The 22,735-nt window shown below is 60.8% G+C and carries 29 protein-coding genes; 4 read left to right on the forward strand and 25 right to left on the reverse strand.

Annotated elements, in window-relative coordinates; all coding sequences use genetic code 11:
* Window positions 1-10: 10 nt before the first annotated feature.
* Window positions 11-1,171 (reverse strand): ADP-forming succinate--CoA ligase subunit beta, encoded by a 1,161-nt coding sequence (sucC, locus tag DNK49_RS06075; protein ID WP_110523442.1) that lies wholly within the window; start codon window positions 1,169-1,171, stop codon window positions 11-13.
* A 241-nt stretch (window positions 1,172-1,412) separates the two neighbouring features.
* Window positions 1,413-1,961: a DUF2889 domain-containing protein gene (locus DNK49_RS06080; RefSeq protein WP_110523443.1), complete on the reverse strand. Its 549-nt coding sequence runs from the start codon at window positions 1,959-1,961 to the stop codon at window positions 1,413-1,415.
* A gap of 407 nt (window positions 1,962-2,368) precedes the next feature.
* On the opposite strand from DNK49_RS06080, the gene DNK49_RS06085 reads away from it, so the two are divergent.
* Window positions 2,369-4,126: a type IV pilus assembly protein FimV gene (locus tag DNK49_RS06085; protein ID WP_110523444.1), complete on the forward strand. Its 1,758-nt coding sequence runs from the start codon at window positions 2,369-2,371 to the stop codon at window positions 4,124-4,126.
* Window positions 4,127-4,157: 31 nt separating this feature from the next.
* Here the strand turns inward: DNK49_RS06085 and DNK49_RS06090 are convergent, their stop codons facing one another.
* Window positions 4,158-4,907 carry a Nif3-like dinuclear metal center hexameric protein gene (locus DNK49_RS06090; RefSeq protein ID WP_110523445.1) on the reverse strand — a complete coding sequence of 250 codons (750 nt, stop codon included), beginning with the start codon at window positions 4,905-4,907 and terminating at the stop codon, window positions 4,158-4,160.
* Between the two features lie 81 nt (window positions 4,908-4,988).
* Here DNK49_RS06090 and DNK49_RS06095 point away from each other — a divergent pair, with 81 nt between their 5' ends.
* Complete coding sequence (locus DNK49_RS06095; RefSeq protein ID WP_110523446.1) at window positions 4,989-6,140, forward strand: Do family serine endopeptidase; 1,152 nt, start codon at window positions 4,989-4,991, stop codon at window positions 6,138-6,140.
* 53 nt (window positions 6,141-6,193) lie between these two features.
* Here the strand turns inward: DNK49_RS06095 and tatC are convergent, their stop codons facing one another.
* The 10 genes from tatC to hisB all read right to left on the reverse strand — a co-directional run bounded on the left by tatC (window position 6,194) and on the right by hisB (window position 11,617).
* Complete coding sequence (gene tatC, locus DNK49_RS06100) at window positions 6,194-6,997, reverse strand: twin-arginine translocase subunit TatC (protein ID WP_110523447.1); 804 nt, start codon at window positions 6,995-6,997, stop codon at window positions 6,194-6,196.
* A complete protein-coding gene (gene tatB, locus DNK49_RS06105; protein WP_110523448.1) occupies window positions 6,994-7,413 on the reverse strand; it encodes a Sec-independent protein translocase protein TatB in 420 nt (139 codons plus the stop codon). The genes tatC and tatB overlap by 4 nt, the downstream gene beginning before the upstream one ends.
* A gap of 64 nt (window positions 7,414-7,477) precedes the next feature.
* The gene (gene tatA / locus DNK49_RS06110; RefSeq protein ID WP_110523449.1) at window positions 7,478-7,711 is read right to left on the reverse strand and encodes a Sec-independent protein translocase subunit TatA; all 234 of its coding nucleotides are present in this window, start codon (window positions 7,709-7,711) and stop codon (window positions 7,478-7,480) included.
* Between the two features lie 10 nt (window positions 7,712-7,721).
* Window positions 7,722-8,069: a histidine triad nucleotide-binding protein gene (locus tag DNK49_RS06115; RefSeq protein ID WP_110523450.1), complete on the reverse strand. Its 348-nt coding sequence runs from the start codon at window positions 8,067-8,069 to the stop codon at window positions 7,722-7,724.
* Between the two features lie 8 nt (window positions 8,070-8,077).
* Window positions 8,078-8,401, reverse strand: coding sequence for a phosphoribosyl-ATP diphosphatase (locus tag DNK49_RS06120; RefSeq protein WP_110523451.1), 324 nt, complete (start codon window positions 8,399-8,401; stop codon window positions 8,078-8,080).
* Complete coding sequence (gene hisI, locus DNK49_RS06125) at window positions 8,398-8,793, reverse strand: phosphoribosyl-AMP cyclohydrolase (protein ID WP_110523452.1); 396 nt, start codon at window positions 8,791-8,793, stop codon at window positions 8,398-8,400. Before hisI ends, DNK49_RS06120 begins: the two co-directional genes overlap by 4 nt.
* Window positions 8,790-9,548 (reverse strand): imidazole glycerol phosphate synthase subunit HisF, encoded by a 759-nt coding sequence (gene hisF / locus DNK49_RS06130; RefSeq protein WP_110523453.1) that lies wholly within the window; start codon window positions 9,546-9,548, stop codon window positions 8,790-8,792. Before hisF ends, hisI begins: the two co-directional genes overlap by 4 nt.
* Window positions 9,548-10,297, reverse strand: a complete 750-nt coding sequence (gene hisA / locus DNK49_RS06135) for a 1-(5-phosphoribosyl)-5-[(5-phosphoribosylamino)methylideneamino]imidazole-4-carboxamide isomerase (RefSeq protein WP_110523454.1) — start codon at window positions 10,295-10,297, stop codon at window positions 9,548-9,550. The genes hisF and hisA overlap by 1 nt, the downstream gene beginning before the upstream one ends.
* Before the next feature lie 42 nt (window positions 10,298-10,339).
* Window positions 10,340-10,978 carry an imidazole glycerol phosphate synthase subunit HisH gene (gene hisH / locus DNK49_RS06140; protein ID WP_110523455.1) on the reverse strand — a complete coding sequence of 213 codons (639 nt, stop codon included), beginning with the start codon at window positions 10,976-10,978 and terminating at the stop codon, window positions 10,340-10,342.
* A 51-nt stretch (window positions 10,979-11,029) separates the two neighbouring features.
* Window positions 11,030-11,617: an imidazoleglycerol-phosphate dehydratase HisB gene (gene hisB / locus DNK49_RS06145; RefSeq protein WP_110523630.1), complete on the reverse strand. Its 588-nt coding sequence runs from the start codon at window positions 11,615-11,617 to the stop codon at window positions 11,030-11,032.
* A gap of 96 nt (window positions 11,618-11,713) precedes the next feature.
* Here hisB and hisC point away from each other — a divergent pair, with 96 nt between their 5' ends.
* Entirely contained in the window at window positions 11,714-12,787 is a 1,074-nt protein-coding gene (gene hisC / locus DNK49_RS06150; RefSeq protein ID WP_110523456.1) for a histidinol-phosphate transaminase, read from the forward strand.
* Between the two features lie 80 nt (window positions 12,788-12,867).
* On the opposite strand, the gene hisD is transcribed toward hisC, so the two are convergent.
* Together hisD and hisG are read right to left on the reverse strand one after the other, a co-directional pair.
* Window positions 12,868-14,175 carry a histidinol dehydrogenase gene (gene hisD / locus DNK49_RS06155; RefSeq protein ID WP_110523457.1) on the reverse strand — a complete coding sequence of 436 codons (1,308 nt, stop codon included), beginning with the start codon at window positions 14,173-14,175 and terminating at the stop codon, window positions 12,868-12,870.
* A 10-nt stretch (window positions 14,176-14,185) separates the two neighbouring features.
* Window positions 14,186-14,830, reverse strand: coding sequence for an ATP phosphoribosyltransferase (hisG, locus tag DNK49_RS06160; RefSeq protein WP_110523458.1), 645 nt, complete (start codon window positions 14,828-14,830; stop codon window positions 14,186-14,188).
* Between the two features lie 126 nt (window positions 14,831-14,956).
* On the opposite strand from hisG, the gene rnk reads away from it, so the two are divergent.
* On the forward strand, window positions 14,957-15,355 hold the full coding sequence (gene rnk / locus DNK49_RS06165) for a nucleoside diphosphate kinase regulator (RefSeq protein ID WP_110523459.1): 399 nt from the start codon (window positions 14,957-14,959) through the stop codon (window positions 15,353-15,355).
* Between the two features lie 188 nt (window positions 15,356-15,543).
* Here rnk and murA read toward each other — a convergent pair whose 3' ends face one another.
* Genes murA through DNK49_RS06215 form a run of 10 tightly spaced genes read right to left on the reverse strand, consistent with a single transcriptional unit; the run spans window position 15,544 to window position 22,616 of the window.
* Complete coding sequence (gene murA, locus DNK49_RS06170; RefSeq protein ID WP_110523460.1) at window positions 15,544-16,794, reverse strand: UDP-N-acetylglucosamine 1-carboxyvinyltransferase; 1,251 nt, start codon at window positions 16,792-16,794, stop codon at window positions 15,544-15,546.
* Between the two features lie 10 nt (window positions 16,795-16,804).
* Window positions 16,805-17,062, reverse strand: a complete 258-nt coding sequence (locus tag DNK49_RS06175) for a BolA family protein (RefSeq protein ID WP_110523461.1) — start codon at window positions 17,060-17,062, stop codon at window positions 16,805-16,807.
* 13 nt (window positions 17,063-17,075) lie between these two features.
* A complete protein-coding gene (locus tag DNK49_RS06180) occupies window positions 17,076-17,876 on the reverse strand; it encodes an ABC transporter permease (RefSeq protein WP_243632253.1) in 801 nt (266 codons plus the stop codon).
* Window positions 17,869-18,765, reverse strand: coding sequence for an ABC transporter ATP-binding protein (locus DNK49_RS06185; protein WP_110523463.1), 897 nt, complete (start codon window positions 18,763-18,765; stop codon window positions 17,869-17,871). The genes DNK49_RS06180 and DNK49_RS06185 overlap by 8 nt, the downstream gene beginning before the upstream one ends.
* An 8-nt stretch (window positions 18,766-18,773) precedes the next feature.
* Window positions 18,774-19,049, reverse strand: a complete 276-nt coding sequence (locus DNK49_RS06190; RefSeq protein WP_243632254.1) for an STAS domain-containing protein — start codon at window positions 19,047-19,049, stop codon at window positions 18,774-18,776.
* Window positions 19,046-19,675, reverse strand: coding sequence for an MlaC/ttg2D family ABC transporter substrate-binding protein (locus DNK49_RS06195; RefSeq protein ID WP_110523464.1), 630 nt, complete (start codon window positions 19,673-19,675; stop codon window positions 19,046-19,048). The genes DNK49_RS06190 and DNK49_RS06195 overlap by 4 nt, the downstream gene beginning before the upstream one ends.
* A 16-nt stretch (window positions 19,676-19,691) precedes the next feature.
* Window positions 19,692-20,549 carry an MlaA family lipoprotein gene (locus DNK49_RS06200; RefSeq protein WP_110523465.1) on the reverse strand — a complete coding sequence of 286 codons (858 nt, stop codon included), beginning with the start codon at window positions 20,547-20,549 and terminating at the stop codon, window positions 19,692-19,694.
* Between the two features lie 26 nt (window positions 20,550-20,575).
* On the reverse strand, window positions 20,576-21,046 hold the full coding sequence (gene mlaD, locus DNK49_RS06205; protein WP_110523632.1) for an outer membrane lipid asymmetry maintenance protein MlaD: 471 nt from the start codon (window positions 21,044-21,046) through the stop codon (window positions 20,576-20,578).
* Complete coding sequence (mlaE, locus tag DNK49_RS06210) at window positions 21,046-21,837, reverse strand: lipid asymmetry maintenance ABC transporter permease subunit MlaE (RefSeq protein ID WP_110523466.1); 792 nt, start codon at window positions 21,835-21,837, stop codon at window positions 21,046-21,048. The genes mlaD and mlaE overlap by 1 nt, the downstream gene beginning before the upstream one ends.
* Window positions 21,834-22,616, reverse strand: coding sequence for an ABC transporter ATP-binding protein (locus DNK49_RS06215; RefSeq protein WP_110523467.1), 783 nt, complete (start codon window positions 22,614-22,616; stop codon window positions 21,834-21,836). Before DNK49_RS06215 ends, mlaE begins: the two co-directional genes overlap by 4 nt.
* Between the last annotated feature and the right edge of the window lie 119 nt (window positions 22,617-22,735).

Here is a 22,735-nt window from a genome sequence, read left to right on the forward strand (position 1 = left end):
GCAACGCTCCTTACTTGACCGCAGCGACGATCTTGGTCGCAGCTTCCGCCATGGTGTCGGCGGAGATGATCGGCAGACCCGACTCGGCGAGGATCTTCTTGCCGAGGTCTTCGTTGGTGCCCTTCATGCGCACCACGAGCGGGACGGAAAGGTTGACTTCACGCGCTGCAGTCACCACGCCGGTAGCGATGGTGTCACACTTCATGATGCCGCCGAAGATGTTGACCAGAATGCCCTTGACCTTGGGGTTCTTGAGCATGATCTTGAAAGCTTCGGTGACCTTCTCGGTGGTCGCGCCACCACCAACGTCAAGGAAGTTGGCCGGCTCGGCGCCGAACAGCTTGATCGTGTCCATGGTCGCCATCGCCAGACCGGCGCCATTGACCAGACAACCGATATTGCCGTCGAGGCTGATGTAGGCGAGGTCGAACTTGGAGGCCTCGATTTCGTCGGCATCTTCCTCATCGAGATCGCGATAGGCGACGATCTCGGGATGACGATAAAGCGCGTTGGAGTCGAAGTTGAACTTGGCGTCCAGGGCCTTCACCGTGCCATTGCCTTCGTGGATCAGCGGATTGATTTCCGCCAGCGAGGCATCGGTTTCCATGTAGCAGGTGTAGAGTTTCTTGAGTGCATCGACCGCCTGCGCGACCGAGCTATCGGGCATGCCGATACCCTTGGCGAGTTCGGTCGCCTGAGCGTCGGTCAGACCCGTTGCCGGATCGACAAACACCTTGAGGATCTTTTCGGGGGTATTGTGGGCAACTTCCTCGATATCCATGCCGCCTTCGGACGACGCCATGATGGCGACGCGCTGGGTAGCACGATCGGTCAGTGCAGCAACGTAGTATTCATGCTGGATGTCAGCGCCTTCCTCGATCAGCAGGTTGCGCACCTTCTGACCTTCCGGTCCGGTCTGATGAGTGATGAGCTGCATGCCGAGGATCTCGGACGCATACTTGCGCACTTCGTCAAGCGACTTGGCAAGCTTGACGCCGCCGCCCTTGCCGCGGCCGCCGGCGTGAATCTGGGCCTTGACCACCCAGATCTTGCCGCCAAGCTCTTCGGCTGCCTTCACTGCGCCTTCAACGCTGGTGCAGTGGATGCCACGCGGCGTCACGACGCCGAACTTTCTTAGAACTTCTTTTGCCTGATACTCATGAATCTTCATGGTTGCCCTTCGATCGAAGTCGTGGCGTACAGAGCGCCGCGAGCAGGTTGATGGGACGCTTCGGAGCTTCGCTCCACGACGAACGCCGTCTCCCTCGACCGACGCCCACCGCTATCGGCCGGGCGCGTACACCCGACCTGTCCATTGGCAGGCCACTGCAATGCGTGGTAACCGCAAGAACACCAAATTATAACCGGATTTCTGCAATGCACACGGGCGCAAACAGCCTTTGTAACAGCGATCACAGGGTGCCTTTCCGGTACCAGCGCGGGTAGTAACGCTGCACTGCGGCAGACGAGGTCTCCAGGGCGTGACAACGATCGAGCTGAAACGGCTTCTCACCGTGATCTTCGTTGTCGCGCCGGAAGGTCGCGAAGGTCTGGATCGCGGCAGTCGGCAGAGACAGCAGCAACTCCGACAGGTGAGAACACCCCCGGACATCGGCAAACATCTCACCAACCGTCTTGCGAAACCCCCTCACCAGATTCAATCCCACCAGTTGCTGGTAGGCCGGTCCGATCGTGTCGCAATCGCCCGGGTAAGGCACCCTGTCGGAACAGGCCTCTGCGGCCAGGATGGTAAAGGATTGATCCAGCGTGATGCGCACACGCATCAGATGCACGGGCTCTCCGGCCGGACGAACGCCAGAGGCAATCGGATAATCCTGATCCTTGACATCGACGAGGCTGGCATCGAGCTCCAGCAGACCATCCTCGCGTCGATATCCCTCGATCTCGATGCGGCGGACATGAACCCTTTCTCGGGCACAAGCAGGAATGGGAAGCGGCATGATGGACGTACGCAGGCGTATGGATACATGAGTTTAAACCGTTTTCCGTCTCGGCCAAGGCTGTACGAAAGCGTTAGCATGACAAGTGCGCGCCGAAATCTCGAATAATTCCGCCTGAACATGCATCTCCACTGGAATGCCGCACAATAGTCTGATAAAAACGCCAACATGACCTTACGCAACCGCCGGCCACGCGGAATATGAAAACAAGACGGACTCGGATCGCCCTACTCGTCACCAGCCTGTCACTGGGCATACCCGCAACCGTGCACGCGACGGTCTTCGGAGAAATTCTATCCCTGTCACCGATCGGCGCTCCGCTACGCGTCGAGATCGCTGCCCCTGGCAACCGGCTTCGAGATCCGTCGTGCCTGCGTGTGGTCAGCCCGGAGTCGTCGACAGACGGCTTGCCCTCCATAAGACGCGCCCGTATCAGCATCACCGGCAGCGGTGCCGACACCCGGCTGGTGGTGAGCGCCGCCGAAGCCATGATGGAGCCCGCAGCAAGCCTCACGCTCGTCGACGCCTGCGAAGCGCGTTTCCGCAAGCAATACACCTTGCTGTTTCCTTACCCGGTGACCGCACCTGTACTGGCGGCCACACAGCAAGCCGCCAGCCCAACTGCCAGCAAACGCCCTACGCGCGGCGATGCCCGGACCTGGGTGACAGCACCTGGCGAATCGCTCGACAGCCTGGGCAAAGCCCTCTACCCCCACGATACCGATACCCGTAGGCGGTTTGTACGCGAAACACTGAGGGCCAATCAGGATATCTTCAGCGACGGCAGCTCGGCGACAACCCCCTTGCCTCCAGGCACCACCCTCAACATCCCGGACCTGGCGCGACTGAGCGCAACCGCTCGCCCGGCGACGACGCCAGCAAGAGCGGAGCCACGCCCCGCCAAACCCTCGGCGCCTGCCGCATCACAGCCTGCAACCATTCCCGCCCCACTCAGCCCCTTGCCGACAGGGGCAGGTGAAGACAGGCTGGTGGTCGCGCCAGACCAGCCCACAACAAACCTACCGGCCTCTGTTGCCTCCGGCCAGATCAAGCTCAGTCCGCTTTCTGAAACGTCCCTGGCGCAACGTGAGCAACAGGTTGCATCGGCCATCGACCGCACCACCATCATGCAGATGGAGTTGCTGGAACGGATAAAGGAACTCGAGCAGATTCAGGCACGGCTGATCGAACAGGCCAACCTGGTTGCCCAGCTTCCCGCCCCGACGGTTGTTGCCCCAAGCCCGCAGGCGGCCGGCACCACGCCACCAGCCATTCCCGAGCCCACACCGTCTTCAGTCTTCGACTGGCTATTGCCGTTGCTGCTAGGGCTTGGGACCGGTGTCATCGCCTTGACGCTGATCCAGCGCTCACGCCGTGGCCGAGCTGACGCCCGGACACAGGCCTCGTCCACCGCGGTAACGAACACACCAAAGCCCACCACGACGCAAGTCACTGACAACGCCCCACCCCAGCCATCCGCACCCGACACGACGGCGTCCCTGCACGTTGCCGGCGTTGCACCGCTAGAGTGGGACGGGGCGACAACCGAGACCGCCGATTATGGGCTGGGCCCGCTGGCGGAGGAAGAAGAGGTCGAAGAACACGACTCTGCCATCGAACTTGCCGAGATCATGATGAGCTTCGGGCGGGTCCATGGTGCCGCGGAAACCCTTGCGGACTTTATTCGCGGCAATCCCAAGCAAGCCGTTACCCCGTGGCTCAAGCTCCTTGAGGTTTATCGTGCAGCGGGGCTTCGTGCCGAGTTCGATGGCCTTGCGCGGCAACTGAACAAGACCTTCAACGTCAAGGCCGTCACCTGGGACAATTTCGATGAGGCACGCAGCGCCCCCGACGCCCTGGAAAAGATGCCCCACCTGATCAAGACCGTTGAAGAGACCTGGGGGACACGTGAATGCCAAGCCTATCTGCAACGACTGCTACGGGATAACCGTGATGGCACACGGCAGGGTTTCCCGCTGACAGTCATTGACGACATTCTTTGCTTGAACGCGGTACTCGAGCAGCAGCTGGGCCCCTACAAAGCGGAGCTGGAGCCAGAAGCACGACCGGCGGCGGCCTACGACGACCCCCCTGAAACCGAGCCACCCCACAACGGCCCGCCAACCACCTTGATCCCGCCGGGCGCGCTGGACAGCAAACACTAGGCCAGCCCGGCAGGGCGCCTGGCGCCGACAGTCAGACGGGGTTCGGGAGATCCAGGAAACTGGCCTCCAGACCGAGCACATCGCGCAGATAGCCAGCCATCGCCATGGCACCATAGCGTTCGGTCGCATGATGTCCCGCTGCGATGTACGGCACACCGGACTCGCGCGCAATGTGAGTGGTCTGTTCGGATATTTCACCCGACACATAGACATCCACACCCGCAGCAATCGCCTGCTCGAAATAGCCCTGCGCGCCTCCGGTGCACCATGCAAGCCGGCCCACCGGCCGCGCCGGATCCCCCACCAGCACCGGCTCGCGACCGAGGCGCAGGGCCAACTGTTCGGCAAGCTCGGCCGCCGTCCCGCCCGCGCGTTCGGGCACCCCCAACCAACCGATATCCTGCTCGCCAAAACGCCCGTCCGCGCACCAACCCATCAAGCGGGCCAGCTGTGCGTTGTTACCCAACTCGGGATGCACGTCCAGCGGCAGGTGATAGGCGAACAAACTGATGTCATGCTGCAGCAGGGTTGCAAGCCGACGCTTGCGCATGCCAACGACGCGCCCATCCTCACCCTTCCAGAAATAGCCATGATGCACCAGCACTGCGTCGTAAGCGCCGGCGACCGCAGCATCAAGCAGGGCCTGGCTGGCGGTCACGCCGCACAGCACCCGGGCGACCTCCGGCCGACCTTCCACTTGCAATCCGTTTGGGCAATAATCCCGCAGTCGGGCCGACTCCATCACCCCGTCCAGATGAGCCTGCAAGGCTGTCAATTGCATGGTTTCCCCACCCTCATTCCTGCCCCTGTCCTGCGGCCTGTTTCTCGTGCCGCCATCCTGTCCTGAAATCGAGTTTCCATTATGCGCCGCCTGTGGCTGATCTTTGCACAGGCCGTGACCGCAAGCGTCGCGGTTCTGTTCGTACTCAATACCCTGAAACCGGAATGGCTTCATGACGCCACGCCAGATGCCGTCATCTCCATCTTCGAGACACCGCGCGCACCCGCGCCGTCCACGGCCCCTGGATCCTATGCGGATGCCGCAGAGCGATCAATGCCCGCCGTCGTCCACATTTTCACCAGCAAATCCAGTCGTGCCCAGCGCCACCCGCTGATGAACGACCCTTTGTTCCGCCATTTTTTTGGTGACGGCAACAACGAATCGCAACGGAGCGCAGGGCTGGGCTCGGGCGTCATCGTCAGCCCCGAAGGCTACATCCTGACCAACAACCACGTCATCGAAGCCGCTGACGAAATCGAAGTCTCACTCAACGACGGACGGAAGTATGCCGCCCGCGTCATTGGCCGCGACCCGGAAACCGACCTGGCCGTACTGCGCATCCAGACCGATACCGTACTGCCGGCGATCACCTTTGCAACAGGCGAGCCACTGCGTGTAGGCGACGTCGTGCTCGCCATCGGCAACCCCTTTGGCGTTGGCCAGACCGTCACCATGGGCATCATCTCGGCCCTCGGCCGCAGCCAGCTCGGCATCAACACCTTCGAGAACTACATCCAGACCGATGCAGCGATCAACCCTGGCAACTCGGGCGGCGCCCTTGTCGACGGAAGCGGCAGTCTGGTCGGCATCAATACCGCGATCTACTCGCGCTCCGGTGGCTCACTCGGCATCGGGTTTGCCATCCCGGTTTCCATCGCACGCGACGTGCTGGAGCAGATCATTGCCTCCGGTGAAGTCGTACGCGGCTGGGTGGGCGTGGAAATTCGTGAACTGACCCCGGAGCTGGCCAACACCTTTGGCCTGCGCAACACTGCGGGGGCACTGATCGCAGGCGTGCTGAGAGGCAGTCCGGCGGAACGAGGCGGCATTCGCCCCGGCGACATCCTGCTAGACGTCGATGGGCGCTCGGTGCAAGACCCGAAAGGCATGCTCGAAATGGTCGCAGCCCTGCCGCCAGGCAAAACTGCAAGCTTCCGTGTCCGCCGCTCGGGCGAGGAAATCGAACTGAAAGTCGCAGTCGGTCGTCGTCCGACACCTCAGGCAGTACGCTGAAACACGCCACGCCGGGCATCTGGTCGATGCCCGGCGTGAATCGAGCCCTGACCTTACTTGGCGTCGCGCTCGCTCGCTTCGATACGATCCAGCTCCCGGTCCATCTCGTCAGTCGATGGTGGCACATAGTCCGAGACGGGCGCCGGCTTGGAGATCATGCCAGCAATGATGATGCCGAGTTCGAACAGCAGACACATCGGCACAGCCAGCATGAACTGCGAGATCACATCAGGCGGCGTAATGATGGCCGCGATCACGAAGGCACCGACGATTACGTAAGGCCGGGCCTCCTTCAGCTTGGCGATGCTGACCACACCCGTCTTGACCAGCAGGATAACCGCCACCGGCACCTCGAAGGTCAGGCCAAAGGCGATGAACATCGACATCACGAAGGACAGGTACTGCTCGATATCCGGCGCGGGAACGATGCTCTTTGGCGCGAACTCGGCGATAAAGCGGAAAACCGTGCCGAACACGAAGAAGTAACAGAACGCCATGCCCAGCAGGAACAGCAAGGTACTGCCGGCAACCAGCGGGATCGCCAGCTTGCGCTCATGCGCGTACAGCCCTGGCGCGACGAACGCCCAGGCCTGATACAGCACCACCGGCAAAGCCAGCACGAAAGCCACCATCATGGTGACCTTGACCGGCACAAAGAATGGCGTGACGACACCGGTGGCAATCATGTGGGTACCTTCCGGCAAGGTATCCATCATCGGCTTGGCAAGGACGTCGTAAATGTCGCCGGCCCACGGCATCAGACAGACAAAGACGATGACGAGGGCGACGATGGCCCGCAACATGCGATCACGCAACTCGATGAGGTGCGCAATGAAAGTTTCCTGGGTTTCGCTCATGCCTTGTCCGCCGGTACTGACTGACGTTTCTCCGAATCCAGCCCAAGCTCTAGCTGCGGTCCAGCATCACTCAGCGCGGTATTTGCCACTCCCTGGCCGATAGGGGCAGTACCATCGGGCAGCGCGGACTTGAGATCGGTGACGGCATCACCGACACCGGACTCGAAACGGTCCATCTGCGAGCGCACCGAGGTTTCCACCTCACGCGCCTGCTCCTGAACCTGCTGTTGAAGCTTCTTCAGCTCATCGAGCTGCATTTCGCGCTGGATATCGGACTTCACATCCGACACATAACGCTGCAGACGTCCCAGCAAGTGACCCGCCGTACGTGCAACCTTGGGCAGCCGCTCGGGGCCCACCACGATCAGCATCACCACGCCGATGACGGCGAGTTCCGAAAAACCGAAATCGAACATTTTTCCTGCCCAGGGCGAAAACGAAGGGGCGCTAAGGCGCCCCTTGCTCGCAGATCAAAGCATTTCAGGAGGAAGACTTCTCGACCTTCTCACGCGCCTCGCCTTCGATGGTCTGGCCTGCAGCAATCTTCTGCTGGGAAGAGGCATCGGCCGCGGTATCCGCTTCCTTCATACCGTCCTTGAACCCTTTGACCGCGCCGCCCAGATCCTGGCCGATATTGCGCAGTTTCTTGGTGCCGAAAACCAGCATGACGATGACCAGAACGATCAGCCAATGCCAGATACTGAATGAACCCATACCGCTCTCCTTAACGCTTCAACATGGGCGGCAGCGGTTGCGGACCACCCAAAATATGGACATGAAGATGATACACCTCCTGCAAGCCGACCCGCCCAGTGTTCACAATGACTCTGAACCCATCATTGCAGCCTTGTTCCCGGGCGATACGTCCTGCTACCACCATCAGACGCCCCATGACAGCTTCGTGCTCGGACGTCAGACTGGCCATCGACGAAATATGCACCCTCGGGATGACCAGGATATGAATTGGCGCCAAGGGCTCGATGTCGTGGAAAGCCAACACCCACTCATCCTCGAACACCTTACGCGCAGCGAGCTCTCCACCCACAATGCGGCAGAAGACGCAGCCCGACATGACAGGACTCAGGCCGTGCGTGACTTCTTCTCGTCGATGCCCGAAACCCCCTCACGCCGACGAAACTCGGCCAACACGTCATCAACCGACAAGCCGAAATGCGCCAACAGCACCATGGAGTGGAACCACAGATCGGTCACCTCCCACACCACATGGAGCATGTCCTTGTCCTTCGCCGCCATGATGGTTTCGGCCGCCTCCTCGGCAACCTTCTTGCAGATGGCGTCGGTGCCCTTGGCATACAGGCTGGAGACATAAGACGAATCGGGATCGGCCTTCTTGCGCTCAGCCAGCGTTGCCGCAACACGATGCAGCACTTCAATATCGATCATGAGTAGATGTCCTTCGGGTCTTTCAGAACCGGATCGACAGCCTCCCAGCGGCCATCGGCGAAATACTTCTGGAAGAAGCAACTGTGGCGTCCGGTATGGCAGGCAATGCCGCCCACCTGCTCAATCTTGAGCAACACCACATCGTTGTCGCAATCGATACGGATCTCGCGCACCTTCTGGGTATGCCCGGACTCCTCGCCCTTGTGCCAGAGTTTACGCCGCGAACGTGACCAATAGATGGCTTCACCCGTCTCGGCGGTGCGCTGCAATGCATCGCGGTTCATCCACGCGAACATCAGCACGTCGCCGGTGGTGGCTTCCTGGGCGATGACCGGCACCAGCCCGTTCTCATCCCACTTGACCTCATTGAGCCAGCGATTGGCATTGCTCACAGGCGCACCTCAATTCCTCTGGCACGCATCAATTCCTTCGCTTCGCGTACCGTGTGCTGACCAAAATGAAAGATGCTTGCTGCAAGTACGGCATCCGCCCGACCTGCTGAAACCCCCTCGGCCAGGTGTTCAAGCGTGCCGACACCGCCGCTGGCGATGACGGGGATCCGTACGGCATCGGAGACCGCACGTGTCAGCCCCAGATCGAAGCCAATCTTGGTGCCGTCGCGATCCATGCTGGTCAGCAGGATCTCGCCTGCACCCAGCGCCTCGACCCGTTGCGCCCACTCTATGGCGTCCAGACCGGTATTATTGCGTCCGCCGTGGGTGAAGACCTGCCACTTTCCCGGCGCGGTCTGCTTGGCATCGATCGCGACCACGATGCACTGACTGCCAACCTTGCCACTGGCATCCGCAACTACCTGAGGATTGTTGACTGCGGCCGTGTTGATGCTGACCTTGTCCGCGCCCGCATTGAGCAGACGACGCACATCGTCGACCGTGCGCACCCCCCCACCCACGGTCAGCGGAATGAAGACCTGGTCGGCGACCTGTTCAACCACGTGCAGGATGATGTCCCGGTCGTCAGAACTGGCAGTGATGTCGAGAAACGTAATCTCGTCAGCACCCTGTTCGTCGTAGCGTTTGGCAATCTCCACAGGATCGCCTGCATCACGCAACTCGACAAAATTGACTCCCTTGACGACACGCCCGGCACTGACATCCAGACAGGGGATGATGCGCTTGGCCAGCATCAGGCGGTCTGCCCATTGAGTTCGTCCGCGCGCGCCTGACCCGCGGCGAAATCAAGCGACCCTTCGTAAATGGCTCGCCCGGTGATCGCACCCATGATGCCCTCACCCTCCACCGCACACAGCGCATCGATGTCGGACAACGAGGCAACACCGCCACTGGCAATGACCGGAATGCGCAATGCCTGGGCCAGCCGTACCGTCGCCTCGATATTGACCCCGGACAGCATGCCATCACGCCCGATATCGGTATAGATCACCGACTCGACGCCATAGTCCTCGAACTTCTTCGCAAGGTCGATTACGTCGTGCCCCGTCAGCTTGGACCAGCCATCGACCGCAACCTTACCGTCACGCGCATCCAGGCCAACGATGATGTGACCAGGAAACGCACTGCAGGCGTCATGCAGGAAGCCGGGATTCTTGACCGCCGCAGTACCGATGATGACGTAGCTGATCCCGTTGTCGAGGTAGGTTTCGATCGTATCGAGATCACGAATACCTCCACCCAGTTGTACAGGAATATCGTCACCGACCTCGTCGGTAATGGCACGGATCGCAGCACCGTTCTTGGGCTTACCGGCAAAGGCGCCGTTCAGGTCGACCAGATGCAGGCGACGTGCGCCCTGATCAATCCAGTGGCGCGCCATGGCGGCCGGCTCTTCCGAGAACACGGTGGCATCGTCCATTTCGCCCTGCTTGAGGCGAACACAATGACCGTCCTTGAGATCGATGGCGGGAATGAGCAGCATACCGGAATAGGATTTGACGTTGAGAAAGGGAATGGTCGCGGATCAAGGCGCCCAGCGGATGAAGTTAGACAGCAGACGCAATCCAGCGTGGGCGCTTTTCTCGGGGTGAAACTGGACCGCAAAGATATTAGCCCGTGCAACAGCACTGGTAAAGCGCCGGCCATAAGCGGTTTGTGCTGCGACCACCGCCTCATCAGCCGGCGCAACAAAGTAGCTGTGCACGAAATAGAAACGCTCGCCATCGGGGATACCGTCCCACATCGGGTGCGGCCCGGCCTGCCAGACCTCATTCCAGCCCATGTGCGGCACTTTCAGCCGAGCCCCGTCTGCAGCCAGCATCTCGGCTTCACGGAAACGGATCACATTCCCCGCAAGGATGCCCAAGCCCGCCACCTCGCCTTCCTCGCTGTGATCGAACAACATCTGCTGACCGATACAGATACCGAGGAAGGGCTTGGACGCAGCGGCATCGAGCACCGCAGTGCGCAAGCCACGCAAATCGAGTTCTCGCATGCAATCAGGCATCGCGCCCTGACCGGGAAACACCACCCGATCGGACGCTGCCACCACGGCAGGATCCGACGTCACCTGAACGAGATGACCCGGTGCGACATGCTCGATCGCCTTGGCGACGGAGCGAAGATTACCCATGCCGTAATCGATGATGGCCACAGTGGTCATCGTTTCAGTGCTCGCGTATGAAAATGAAGAAGGAGGTGGATCGCTTACCGATCAGAGCGCGCCCTTGGTAGACGGAATCACGCCTGCCGCACGCTCGTCACGCTCGGCCGCCATGCGCAGCGCACGGGCAAAGGCCTTGAAGATGGTCTCGCACTGATGGTGCGCATTGTCACCACGCAAGTTGTCGATATGCAGCGTGACCCCGGCGTGATTGACAAACCCCTGGAAGAACTCACGTGCCAGATCGACATCGAAGTTGCCGATGCGCGCACGGGTGTATTCGACAAAGTAGTGCAGCCCCGGACGACCGGAAAAATCCACGACGACCCGCGACAAGGCTTCATCGAGCGGCACGTAGGCATGGCCATAACGGCGCACCCCTTTCTTGTCGCCCAGCGCCTTGGCAAAGGCTTGACCAATGGTGATGCCGACATCTTCCACCGTGTGGTGATCGTCGATATGCGTATCACCCTGACAATGCACATCAAGGTCGATCAATCCGTGCCGGACGATCTGATCGAGCATGTGATCCAGAAAGGGCACGCCGGTTTCAAGCGTGCCTTGGCCGGTGCCATCAAGGTTGATGCGCACCGATATCTTGGTTTCGAGGGTGTCGCGGCTGACTTCTGCGTGTCGCATGGACAGTATTGGGCTACGGATGAAGGGATCAAGGGCCATGATACCATCGCCTGACGAATTGCACCGACCCCATAGCCCCTTGCGGAAAGATCAAGCATGAGCCGTTTCTGGAGCGCCGTCACCCACGGCCTGACCCCCTATGTACCGGGCGAGCAGCCCAAGATCGACAATCTGGTCAAGCTCAACACCAACGAACACCCTTACGGTCCATCACCACGTGTGATCGAGGCCATCCAGGCAGCCGCCTCGGATGCGCTGCGCCTGTACCCCGACCCCAACGCCGATCGTCTGAAACTGGCACTGGCTGCGCGTCACGGTGTACGCCCCGATCAGGTCTTTGTCGGCAACGGCTCGGACGAAGTCCTGGCCCACGCCTTTCTCGGCCTGCTCAAGCACGAATTGCCGCTATGGATGCCGGACATTTCTTACAGCTTCTATCCGGTGTACTGTGGGCTGTACGAGATCGCTCACCGCATCATTCCCCTGACCGAGGACTTCACCTTGAGGGTAGAGGACTATCTACCTCAAGGTGAACGCCGCGCCGGCGCGATCATTTTCCCCAACCCCAACGCCCCCACGGGTCGGCTGCTGCCACTGGAAGCAGTCGAGCGCATCGTCGCCGGCAACCCGGAAGCCGTCGTGCTGGTTGACGAGGCCTACGTGGATTTTGGCGGCGACAGTGCAATTCCACTGGTCGACCGTTACCCGAACCTGCTGGTTGTGCACACCTTCTCGAAGAGCCGTTCGCTGGCCGGTTTGCGGGTCGGCTTTGCAATCGGCCATGCCGACCTGATCGCGGGTCTGGAGCGGGTGAAGAACAGCTTCAACTCTTACCCGCTGGACCGTCTGGCAATTGCCGGCGCAGTGGCGTCGGTAGAGGACGAAGCCTATTTCCAGCAGAGTTGCCGCAAGGTTATTGCGAGCAGGGAAGCGCTGAGCACGCAGATGACGGAACTGGGCTTCGACGTCCTGCCATCCGCGGCAAACTTCATCTTCGCCCGCCATCCGTCACGCGACGGGGCAGAACTCGCCGCGGCGCTGCGCCAACGCGCGATCATCGTGCGCCACTTCAAGGCTGCGCGCATCGATCAGTTCCTGCGCATCACCGTGGGCACGGACGAGCAATGCGCCGCGCTGGTCACAGCCCTGCGGAAGATTCTGCACGCCTGAAGCGCGTCAGGCTCTCAAGCCCTCGGGTCGAGCGCCGGATGGTGCGCTCGACCCGTTCGCAACAATCACGTCACTGCAGCTCAGACCTTGAGCCGCATCTCCGCAGAACGGGCGTGCGCCTGCAAGCCCTCGCCGTGCGCAAGAATGGAAGCCACCTTACCCAGATGCTGGGCTCCCGCCTCCGAGATATGCACGATGCTGGTCCGTTTCTGGAAGTCATAGGTTCCCAAAGGCGACGAGAAACGTGCAGAACGCATTGTCGGCAACACGTGATTGGGACCGGCGCAGTAATCACCCAAGGCCTCAACCGCCCAGTGCCCGACAAAGATCGCACCCGCGTGGCGGATATGATCGACCCAGTCCTCGGCGTTTTCCAGCGACAGCTCAAGGTGCTCCGGCGCGATGCGGTTGGCAATTGCGCAGGCCTGGTCCAGGCTGTCGACATGAATCAAGGCCCCCCGGTTGACCAAGGACTTCGCGATGGTCTCGTGACGCGGCATGGTCGGTAACAGACGGTCGATCGCCTCGTGCACGGCCTCGATGAAGCCGGCGTCGGTACACAGAAGGATGGATTGCGCCAACTCGTCATGTTCGGCCTGCGCGAACATGTCCATTGCCACCCAGTCCGCATGACCACTACCGTCGGAAATGATCAGCACCTCGGACGGCCCAGCCACCATGTCGATACCAACGGTGCCAAACACTCGGCGCTTGGCTTCTGCAACGTAGGCATTGCCGGGACCGACGATCTTGTCTACTTGCGGGATGGTCTGAGTGCCATAAGCCAGCGCGGCCACTGCCTGCGCACCGCCAATGGTGAAGACCCGGTCGACACCGGTAATGGCTGCAGCCGCCAGCACCAGGGGATTCTTCTCGCCCCGTGGCGTCGGCACCACCATGATCAGCTCACCCACACCCGCCACCTTGGCCGGAATGGCGTTCATCAGCACCGAACTCGGATAGGAGGCACGCCCACCCGGCACATACAGACCCACACGATCGAGCGGCGTCACCTTCTGCCCCAGCCGGGTACCATCGGCCTCGGTAAACGTCCACGACTCGCCCTTCTGGCGCTCGTGATAGATACGCACGCGATCAGCCGCGATGGTCAGCGCCTCACGCTGCTCGGACGAAAGACTGGCGAGCGCGGCGTGCAACTCCACCTTCGGCAACTCCAGCGCAGCCATCGAACTGACGTCCAGTCCGTCGAATCGACGGGTGTACTCCACCACCGCAGCGTCGCCCGTGTTACGCACGGCACGCAGGATTTCAGTGACAGCAACATCAATACGTTCGTCAGCGGCCGACTCGAAAGCCAGCAGGGCATCCAGGGTGCTGAGAAATTCGGGCTCGCGCGCATCAAGGCGGCGGATGGCAGTCTGGCTCATGGCAGTCAACTCAGGATTGGATCGCGCCGGAGAAGGCGTCAAGCAGGGGCTGAATCAGCTCGCGCTTGAGCTTGAGGGAAGCCTGATTGACGATCAGGCGCGAGCTGATCGGCATGATGTCTTCGACTTCCTCGAGATTGTTTGCACGCAGCGTGCCGCCCGTCGATACCAGATCAACGATGGCATCGGCCAGCCCCACCAACGGCGCCAGCTCCATCGAACCATACAATTTGATCAGATCGACATGCATGCCCTTGCCGGCAAAATGCGCCTTGGCCGCATTGATGTATTTGGTGGCCACGCGGATACGTCCACCGGGGCGAATCGCTGCGGCATAGTCGAACCCCTTCTGCACCGCCACGCACAAACGGCAACGGGCAATATTGAGATCGAGCGGCTGATAGAGCCCCGCCCCTCCATGCTCAATCAAGACGTCCTTGCCGGCAATACCCAGATCGGCGGCGCCATACTGGACGTAGGTCGGCGTGTCGGTCGCACGCACGATGACCAGGCGCACATCCGGACGATTGGTGCCAATGATGAGTTTGCGCGAGGTCTCGGGGTTGTCGGTCGGCACGATGCCGGCAGCCGCAAGCAGCGGCAGGGTTTCTTCGAAGATGCGGCCCTTGGACAGGGCAAGGGTGATGCTGGACACGGATCTGACCTTGACGAATCGGGCACGTATTGTAACCCGCAGAAGCTTCTGTTAGCCTGCGCGCAATCGGCTGAGCCGCCCTCGCGGCTCGGCCTTTTTCTTTTTGGATGTCCAGGAGGGGCCACCATGAAACCGGAAATCATCGTCTCGGCGCAAGACATGGATAGTCTGGAGGGCTTGCTCGCCGCACCCGCGGCGCGCAGCCGCAGTGATCTGAACGAGTTGCGTCACGAACTCGAAAGGGCTGACGTACGCGAAGCGGGGGAGATGCCGACTGACGTCATCACCATGAACAGTCGCGCACGCTTCCTCGAAGAAACAACCGGCAAGGAATACGAACTCACCCTCGCATTCCCCAGGGACGCCAGTGCCGACGCCGGACGGGTATCGGTATTTTCGCCCGCAGGCAGCGCATTACTGGGCCTCTCGGTCGGCCAGAGCATCGACTGGACTTCACTCGACGGCCGTACCATCCGGCTCAAGGTCCTTGCGGTCGAACAACCGTCGGCCGTCTCCGCCGATTAAGCGATTCCAGCAAGGCGTGTACACAACCACACGCCATCTGGAAGCCGCCACGCCCAAGCGGCCATCGCAAGCCGGGGGCGGCAACCCGGTTAAAGCAGACCTTCACCAGGATCGGATCGCATCAGACGACCCGGAGAGGCATACAGGCCTCCCCCGGGTTTTCGTGCTGCCCGCAATCCGATGAAGGCCTAGATCAACCTGCGAACCGAAGCACCAAGCGCTGCCAGTTTTTCCTCAAGGCGCTCGTAACCGCGATCCAGGTGGTAAATGCGCTCGATGACCGTCTCACCCTCAGCCACCAGACCGGCAATGACCAAGCTGGCGGAAGCTCGCAGGTCGGTCGCCATCACTGACGCACCCTGCAGCCGCGCCACCCCCTGCACCACTGCGGTATTGCCATCAATGCGGATGTCGGCACCAAGACGTTGCAACTCCACTGCATGCATGAAGCGATTCTCGAAGATCGTTTCGCGGATCATCGCCACGCCATTGGCCACGCAATTGAGCGCCATGAATTGCGCCTGCATGTCGGTCGGGAAAGCGGGATAGGGCGCGGTACGCAAACTGACCGCATTCAGTCGCTGCGGCGCCTTGATCCGGATCGAATCGCGCTCTGACGCGATATCGCAGCCTGCATCCATCAACTTGTCGACGACCGCGTCCAGATAGGCCGAAGAGGTTCCGGTCAGACGCACCTCGCCCCCTGTCACGGCAGCAGCACACAGATAAGTGCCCGTTTCGATCCGGTCCGGCATGATGCGATGCGTCGCCCCGTGCAGACGCTCGACACCACGGATGCGGATCACGTCGGTCCCCGCCCCGGAAATCCGCGCCCCCATCGCCACCAGGCAGTTCGCCAGGTCGACAATCTCCGGTTCTCGTGCAGCATTCTCGATGACCGTCTCGCCATCTGCCAGACAGGCCGCCATCATGAGGTTCTCGGTACCGGTCACGGTCACCATGTCGGTAAACAACCGGGCACCCTTGAGACGTGGCACCCTGGCGTGGACGTAGCCATGCTCGACCGCAACCTCGGCCCCCATCGCCTGCAGCCCCTTGATGTGCTGATCAACCGGCCGGGCGCCGATCGCACATCCCCCCGGCAGACTGACACGCGCCTCGCCACAACGTGCCACCAGCGGGCCCAGCACGAGGATGGACGCACGCATGGTCTTGACCATTTCATAAGGTGCGACCGGGTTGTTCAACCCGGACGCATCAAGCACGACGGTATCGCCGTCACGCTCGATTCCGACCCCCATCTGCCCCAGCAGGGCAAGCAGGGTGCCGATGTCCTTGAGCCGAGGAACGTTGGTAAAGGTGACGGGCTCGGCACTCAGCAGCGCTGCGCACAGGATGGGCAAGGCGGCATTCTTGGCGCCGGAAATTGCAACCTCACCATTCAGCCGGCAACCGCCTTCGATCAGAAGCTTGTCCATATGACTCCGCTCAGAGACCAAGCTCGATGCGGGCCTCCGCCCATTTGGCGGGCGTATAGGTCTGCAACTGCAAAGCATGGATCTCGTTGCCCATCAGCTTGCCGAGGGTTTCGTAAACAGCCTGGTGCTGACGCACCTTGAGCTTGCCGTCAAACGCGGCACTGACGACGATACCGCTGAAATGAACGCCGTCATCACCCTCGATCATGACGAACTCGCAGGGCAGCCCCGTTTCGATCAGCCGCTTGATTTCACTTGCCTGAAACATGATTGAACTCCTATCAGGCGCGCAGCTTGTAGCCCTTGGCCAGCATGGCCAGGGTGATTGCTGCGAGCACGACAAAACACCCGCCGACCACGCCGAGACTCAACCATGGCGACACATCGGATTGCCCGAAGAAACCATAGCGGAAGCCGTCGATCATGAAGAAGAACGGATTGACATGGGACACGTCCTGCCACAGTTGCGGCAAGCCATGAATAGAATAGAACACGCCGGACAACATCGTGAGCGGCATGATCAGGAAATTCTGGAACGCGGCCAACTGGTCGAACTTGTCGGCCCAGATCCCCGCAATCACGCCCAGCGAGCCCAGGATGGCACCGCCCATCACGGCAAAAGACAACACCCACAACGGATACGCCAGCTGCAGTTCGACAAAGGGGATGGACACCAGCAACACCCCCAGGCCCACAAACAACCCGCGCAGCACCGAGGCGATCACATACGCAGCATAGAACTCACGATAGGACAGCGGCGGCAGCAGCACGAAAATGATGTTGCCGGTGATCTTGCTCTGGATCAACGACGACGAACTGTTGGCAAACGCATTCTGCAACAGCGACATCATCACCAATCCGGGCACCAGGAAAGTGGTGTAAGCGATGTCGCCATAGACCGTCACGTGGCGATCGAGCACGTGCGAAAAGATCAGCAGGAACAGCACCGCATTGAGCACCGGCGCCATCACGGTCTGAAAGCTCACTTTCCAGAATCGCAGCACTTCCTTGTACAGCAGCGTACGGAAGCCCACCCAGGGCGCCTCGGCCCCCACCTCGATCCGCGGCACGCGTTCAGACACGATGCATCACCTCAATGAACACCCTCTCGAGATCCGGCTCACCCAACTGCATTTCCATGACGCCAGCCCCCGCTTCACGCAGGCGCGCAAGCACTTGCTCGACCTCGGCAAAACTGTCGAAGGCAAACTCGACCCAACCGCCATCGACCTCGACGCCGCCCAACGCCAGGGCGGCCGCCGGCTGGCCGACCTTGACCCTCAGGCTGTGGGTCGCGAAACGCCGCAGCAGGTTGTCGGTGGTATCCAGCGCCACCACCTTGCCGGCCTTCAGCATTGCGATCCGTCCACACAGGGTCTCGGCCTCTTCAAGGTAGTGCGTGGTCAGAACGATGGTATGACCGTCACGGTTGAGCTTGCGCACAAACTGCCACAGTCCCTGACGCAATTCGACATCCACACCGGCCGTCGGCTCGTCGAGCACAATGACTGGCGGACGGTGCACCAGCGCCTGCGCAACCAGCACCCGCCGCTTCATGCCGCCTGACAGCGAGCGCATGTTGGATGAAGCCTTCGCAGTCAGATCAAGGCTGGCAAGAATCTCGTCGATCCAGTCATCATTACCACGAATGCCGAAATAACCCGACTGGATGCGGAGCAACTCGCGCACGGTAAAGAAGGGATCAAAAACCAGCTCCTGTGGCACCACCCCCAGATTGCGCCGCGCATTGCGATAGTCACGCACGACATCGTGCCCCATGACCTCCAGGACACCGCCATCGGGCCGGACCAGACCGGCCAACGCCGAGATCAGCGTCGTTTTGCCCGCACCATTGGGGCCAAGCAGGCCAAAAAACTCACCTTGACCAATTTCGAGGTCGACTCCACCAAGCGCCTTCAGCGCACCATAGGACTTGGTGACGGAAGCGATCCGGATTGCGGGAACGGTCATCGGGAAACTCAGCGGGACAGCGACAGCAGATCGCTCAGATCATACAAGGCGGCAAGACTGAGCAGCCCTGCCGGCAAGGCACGCACCGTCACCGCGCCACCAGACTCGCGGGTGCGACGCATCCACTCAAGCAGCAACGCCAAGGCAGCAGAGTCCGCCTCGCCGACTGCCGAAAAATCAACGACAACATCGCCAGCCGGCAGGGGTCGATTGACCCACGCCCCAACACTGCGCATGGTCAGCGCCCCTTCCAGGCGCACAACCTCGGCACCTGTTGTCGTCACTTGGCGCCCTGCGGGGTCTCGAGCGACCGGTTCTTTTCCTCGAGGGACCGAATCAGGCCATCGATGCCACCTGCACGAATCTCGTCACCAAAGCTACCGCGATAATTGGTGACCAGGCTCACCCCTGCGACCACCACATCGAACACTTTCCAGCCCTTTTCGGTCTTCTCCAGCGTGTAGTCGATGCCGATGGGCTGGGCACCGGACTGGCGTACTTCGGTCCTTACCTGAACCGTCGTATCAGCAGCCGTCTGACGGACAGGCCGGAACTCGATCACCTGATCGCGATACTGGGTCAGGGCATTGGAATACGTGCGCACCAGCAGGGTCTGGAACGCATCGACCAGACGCCCCTGCTGCTCAGGCGTGGCATTGCGCCAGTCACGCCCAACCGCCAGCATGGTCATGCGCCGGAAGTTGAAATGCGGCAGCACCTTGTCCTGCACCAAGCCAAACACACGCTGAGTGTCGCCCGCCTGAATCGCACGATCCTTCCGCACGATCTCCAGCACTTCGTTAGTGACATCGCGCACCAGCACATCAGGCGCCTTCACCTCAACATCAGCTGACGCCAGCGGCACCAGACCCAGGAACAGCGCAAAAAAACAGGACAGGACTCGTTGCATATCACATACCACCAAATCAATTCATGCCATCGGGCGAGCGACCCAACATCACCAGCTCACCCACTCCAAGCAACTCCAGCTCTTCAACAGCGACACGTGCCAGGACATCCAGCGACTCACCCACCGGCATACGATGCGCTTCGTCACCGTTGAAATCTTCATATACACGCGGCGGATTACCGTCGAAAACTTTGTAACGTCGCTGTTCGAGATAGAAATCACGGACGTAACGGTATTTATCCAGAGTCGCCTCGTTCAGCGTCTTGTCGAGTCCCAGCAAGCGCGAGCGGGTATGCGTCAGCCGGACAGCCGTCAAGGTATTGCGGGTCGGGACATGCTGGATCGACCAGACATTGTCCTCGAGCATGTCAAAGGGCAACGCGGCAGCATCGCGCAGCGTACGCGGACCGAAGAAGGGCAGCACCACATAAGCCCCTTCACCGACCCCCCAGGCGCCCAGCGTCTGGCCGAAATCTTCGTCGTGCTTGGGCAAACCGGCCTCCGATGCAATATCGAGGATGCCAGCGAATCCCAAAGTGGTATTGACCAGGAAGCGCATGACGTCACTGATTGCGTCGGCCACCTTGCCCTGCAGCAGGTTATTCATCGCAATCCAGGGATCGCCAAGATTGCCAAAAACGTTACCGATGCCCGTCCGTACCGGAGAAGGCAGCACGGCTTCATACGCCTGTGCTGCCGGCCGGATCACTGCCTTGTCAACGCCCTCGTTGAACGAGAACATCGCCCGGTTGTAGCCCTCGAGCGGATCCTGTGGATTTCCGGTACTCGCACAGCCGGCGACCAGCACCAGCATGCCTGCAACTACCCAGTTGCGAGCACCCGAACACAGGCGATCAAATCTGGAATTCAACATCAACCCCTTTGGCGATTCGTGCCCACTCATTGCTGAACCGGCGTTTCAGCCGCCTTGTTGAACATGAACTGACCGATCAGCTTCTCCAGCACCACAGCCGACTGGGTAATCTGGATACGGTCACCCTGCTTGAGTTCATCCACATCCGCCCCAGGCTCGAGTCCGACATACTGCTCGCCCAGCAGACCGGATGTCAGGATGGTCGCGATCGTATCGCGCGGAAATGCATATCGTGTATCCAGATCGAGCCGGACGACGGCTCGATAGGTTTCCGCATCGAAGCGGATATCCGCAACACGCCCCACCAGCACGCCGGCACTCTTGACCGGTGCACGCACCTTGAGCCCGCCGATGTTGTCGAATGGCGCCTCGACGGAATAGAGCTGCGCCCCATTGAGGCCCGTGAAGTTTCCGACCTTCATGGCCAGAAAGATCAGCGCTGCGCAACCCAGCGCCACAAATACACCTACCCACAGGTCGAGCGTCGTACGGCTCATCATTGACCCCGGAACATGAAAGAAGTCAGAACAAAATCAAGCGCCAGGATGGCCAGCGCCGAACTCACGACCGTGCGGGTGATTGCCCGCGACACACCTTCGGCCGTCGGTACGCAGTCGTAACCCTCGAACACGGCGATCAGCGACACCGCCACTCCGAAGACCACAGACTTGATCACACCGTTCAACACGTCGTTACGAAAATCCACCGCAGCCTGCATCTGCGACCAGAACGCACCATCGTCTACGCCGATGAACACCACACCGATCAACCAGCCACCGAACACCCCCATGGCCGAGAACATCGCCGCCAGCAAAGGCATTGACAACACCCCCCCCCAGAATCGAGGCGCCACCACGCGCGCAATGGGATTGACTGCCATCATGTCCATCGCCTTGAGCTGCTCGGTGGTCTTCATCAGACCGATCTCGGCAGTGACCGCCGACCCAGCCCGGCTGGCAAACAACAACCCCGCCACCACCGGCCCGAGCTCCCGCACCAACGACAGCGCCACCAACACGCCCAGCGCGTCACTGGAACCATAGCGCTGCAAGGTTTCATAACCCTGCAGGCCCAGCACGAGCCCGACGAAAAGACCTGAGACCAGGATGATCAGCAAGGACAAGACCCCGCTGAAGTAGATCTCCCGGATGGTCAGGTGCAGACGCCGGAACGACTGCCCCGAATACCACAGGATCATCAGCAGGAAGCGAGTGGCAAAACCAAGCCGCCAGACTCCGTTGATGGTCATTGCACCCAGTTGCCGCAGTACCCTCGTCACCCCATTCATGCGCCGCCACCTTCGAGCAGGGACGCCATCGGTGCCGCCGGATAGTGGAACGGCACCGGACCGTCCGCTTCGGCATGGACAAACTGATGAACGAAGGGGTCGGAAGAGGCCCGGATCTCATCCGGCGTACCCTGGGCAACAATCCGGCCCTCGGACACGAAATACACGTAATCAACAATCTCGAGTGACTCATGTACATCATGGGTGACCATGATCGTACTGGCGCCCAACGCATCATTCAGGCGGCGGATCAGCTGTCCGATGATCCCGAGCGAGATCGGATCCAGCCCGGCGAAAGGCTCGTCATACAGCACCAGCATCGGATCAAGCGCCACTGCCCTGGCAAGCGCCACTCGCCGGGCCATGCCACCGGACAGCTCGGCGGGCATCAAGGCGGCCGCACCACGCAGACCGACCGCCTGCAACTTCATCAGTACCAGATCACGCACCAGACTTGCAGGCAGATCGGTGTGCTCGCGCAACGGAAACGCCACGTTGTCGAACACACTCATGTCGGTAAACAAGGCACCGAACTGGAACAACATGCCCATGCGGCGACGCATCGCATACAAGGCGTCGGCCCCCATTTCTCCCACGTCCCGCCCGTCGACCTCCACCCTGCCGGATGAAGCCCGGATCTGCCCTCCGATCAGGCGCAACAGCGTGGTCTTGCCACAACCACTGCCACCCATGATGGCCACCACCTGCCCACGACGAACGGTCAGATCGATGCCACGCAGCACCTCCCGCTCGCCATAGGCAAAGCGGACATCGCGCATACGGACAAGAAGGGCTTCGGCTGACACGGCAGAACAGTCCAGGCAGGTGACACGTGATCAAAGGCCGGGAGTTTATCAGAGTCAGGCTCACTTCCCCCGCCATCAGGGCCACGTTTTGA

Source organism: Parazoarcus communis SWub3 = DSM 12120, assembly GCF_003226565.1.
Classification (GTDB): Bacteria; Pseudomonadota; Gammaproteobacteria; order Burkholderiales; family Rhodocyclaceae; genus Parazoarcus; species Parazoarcus communis.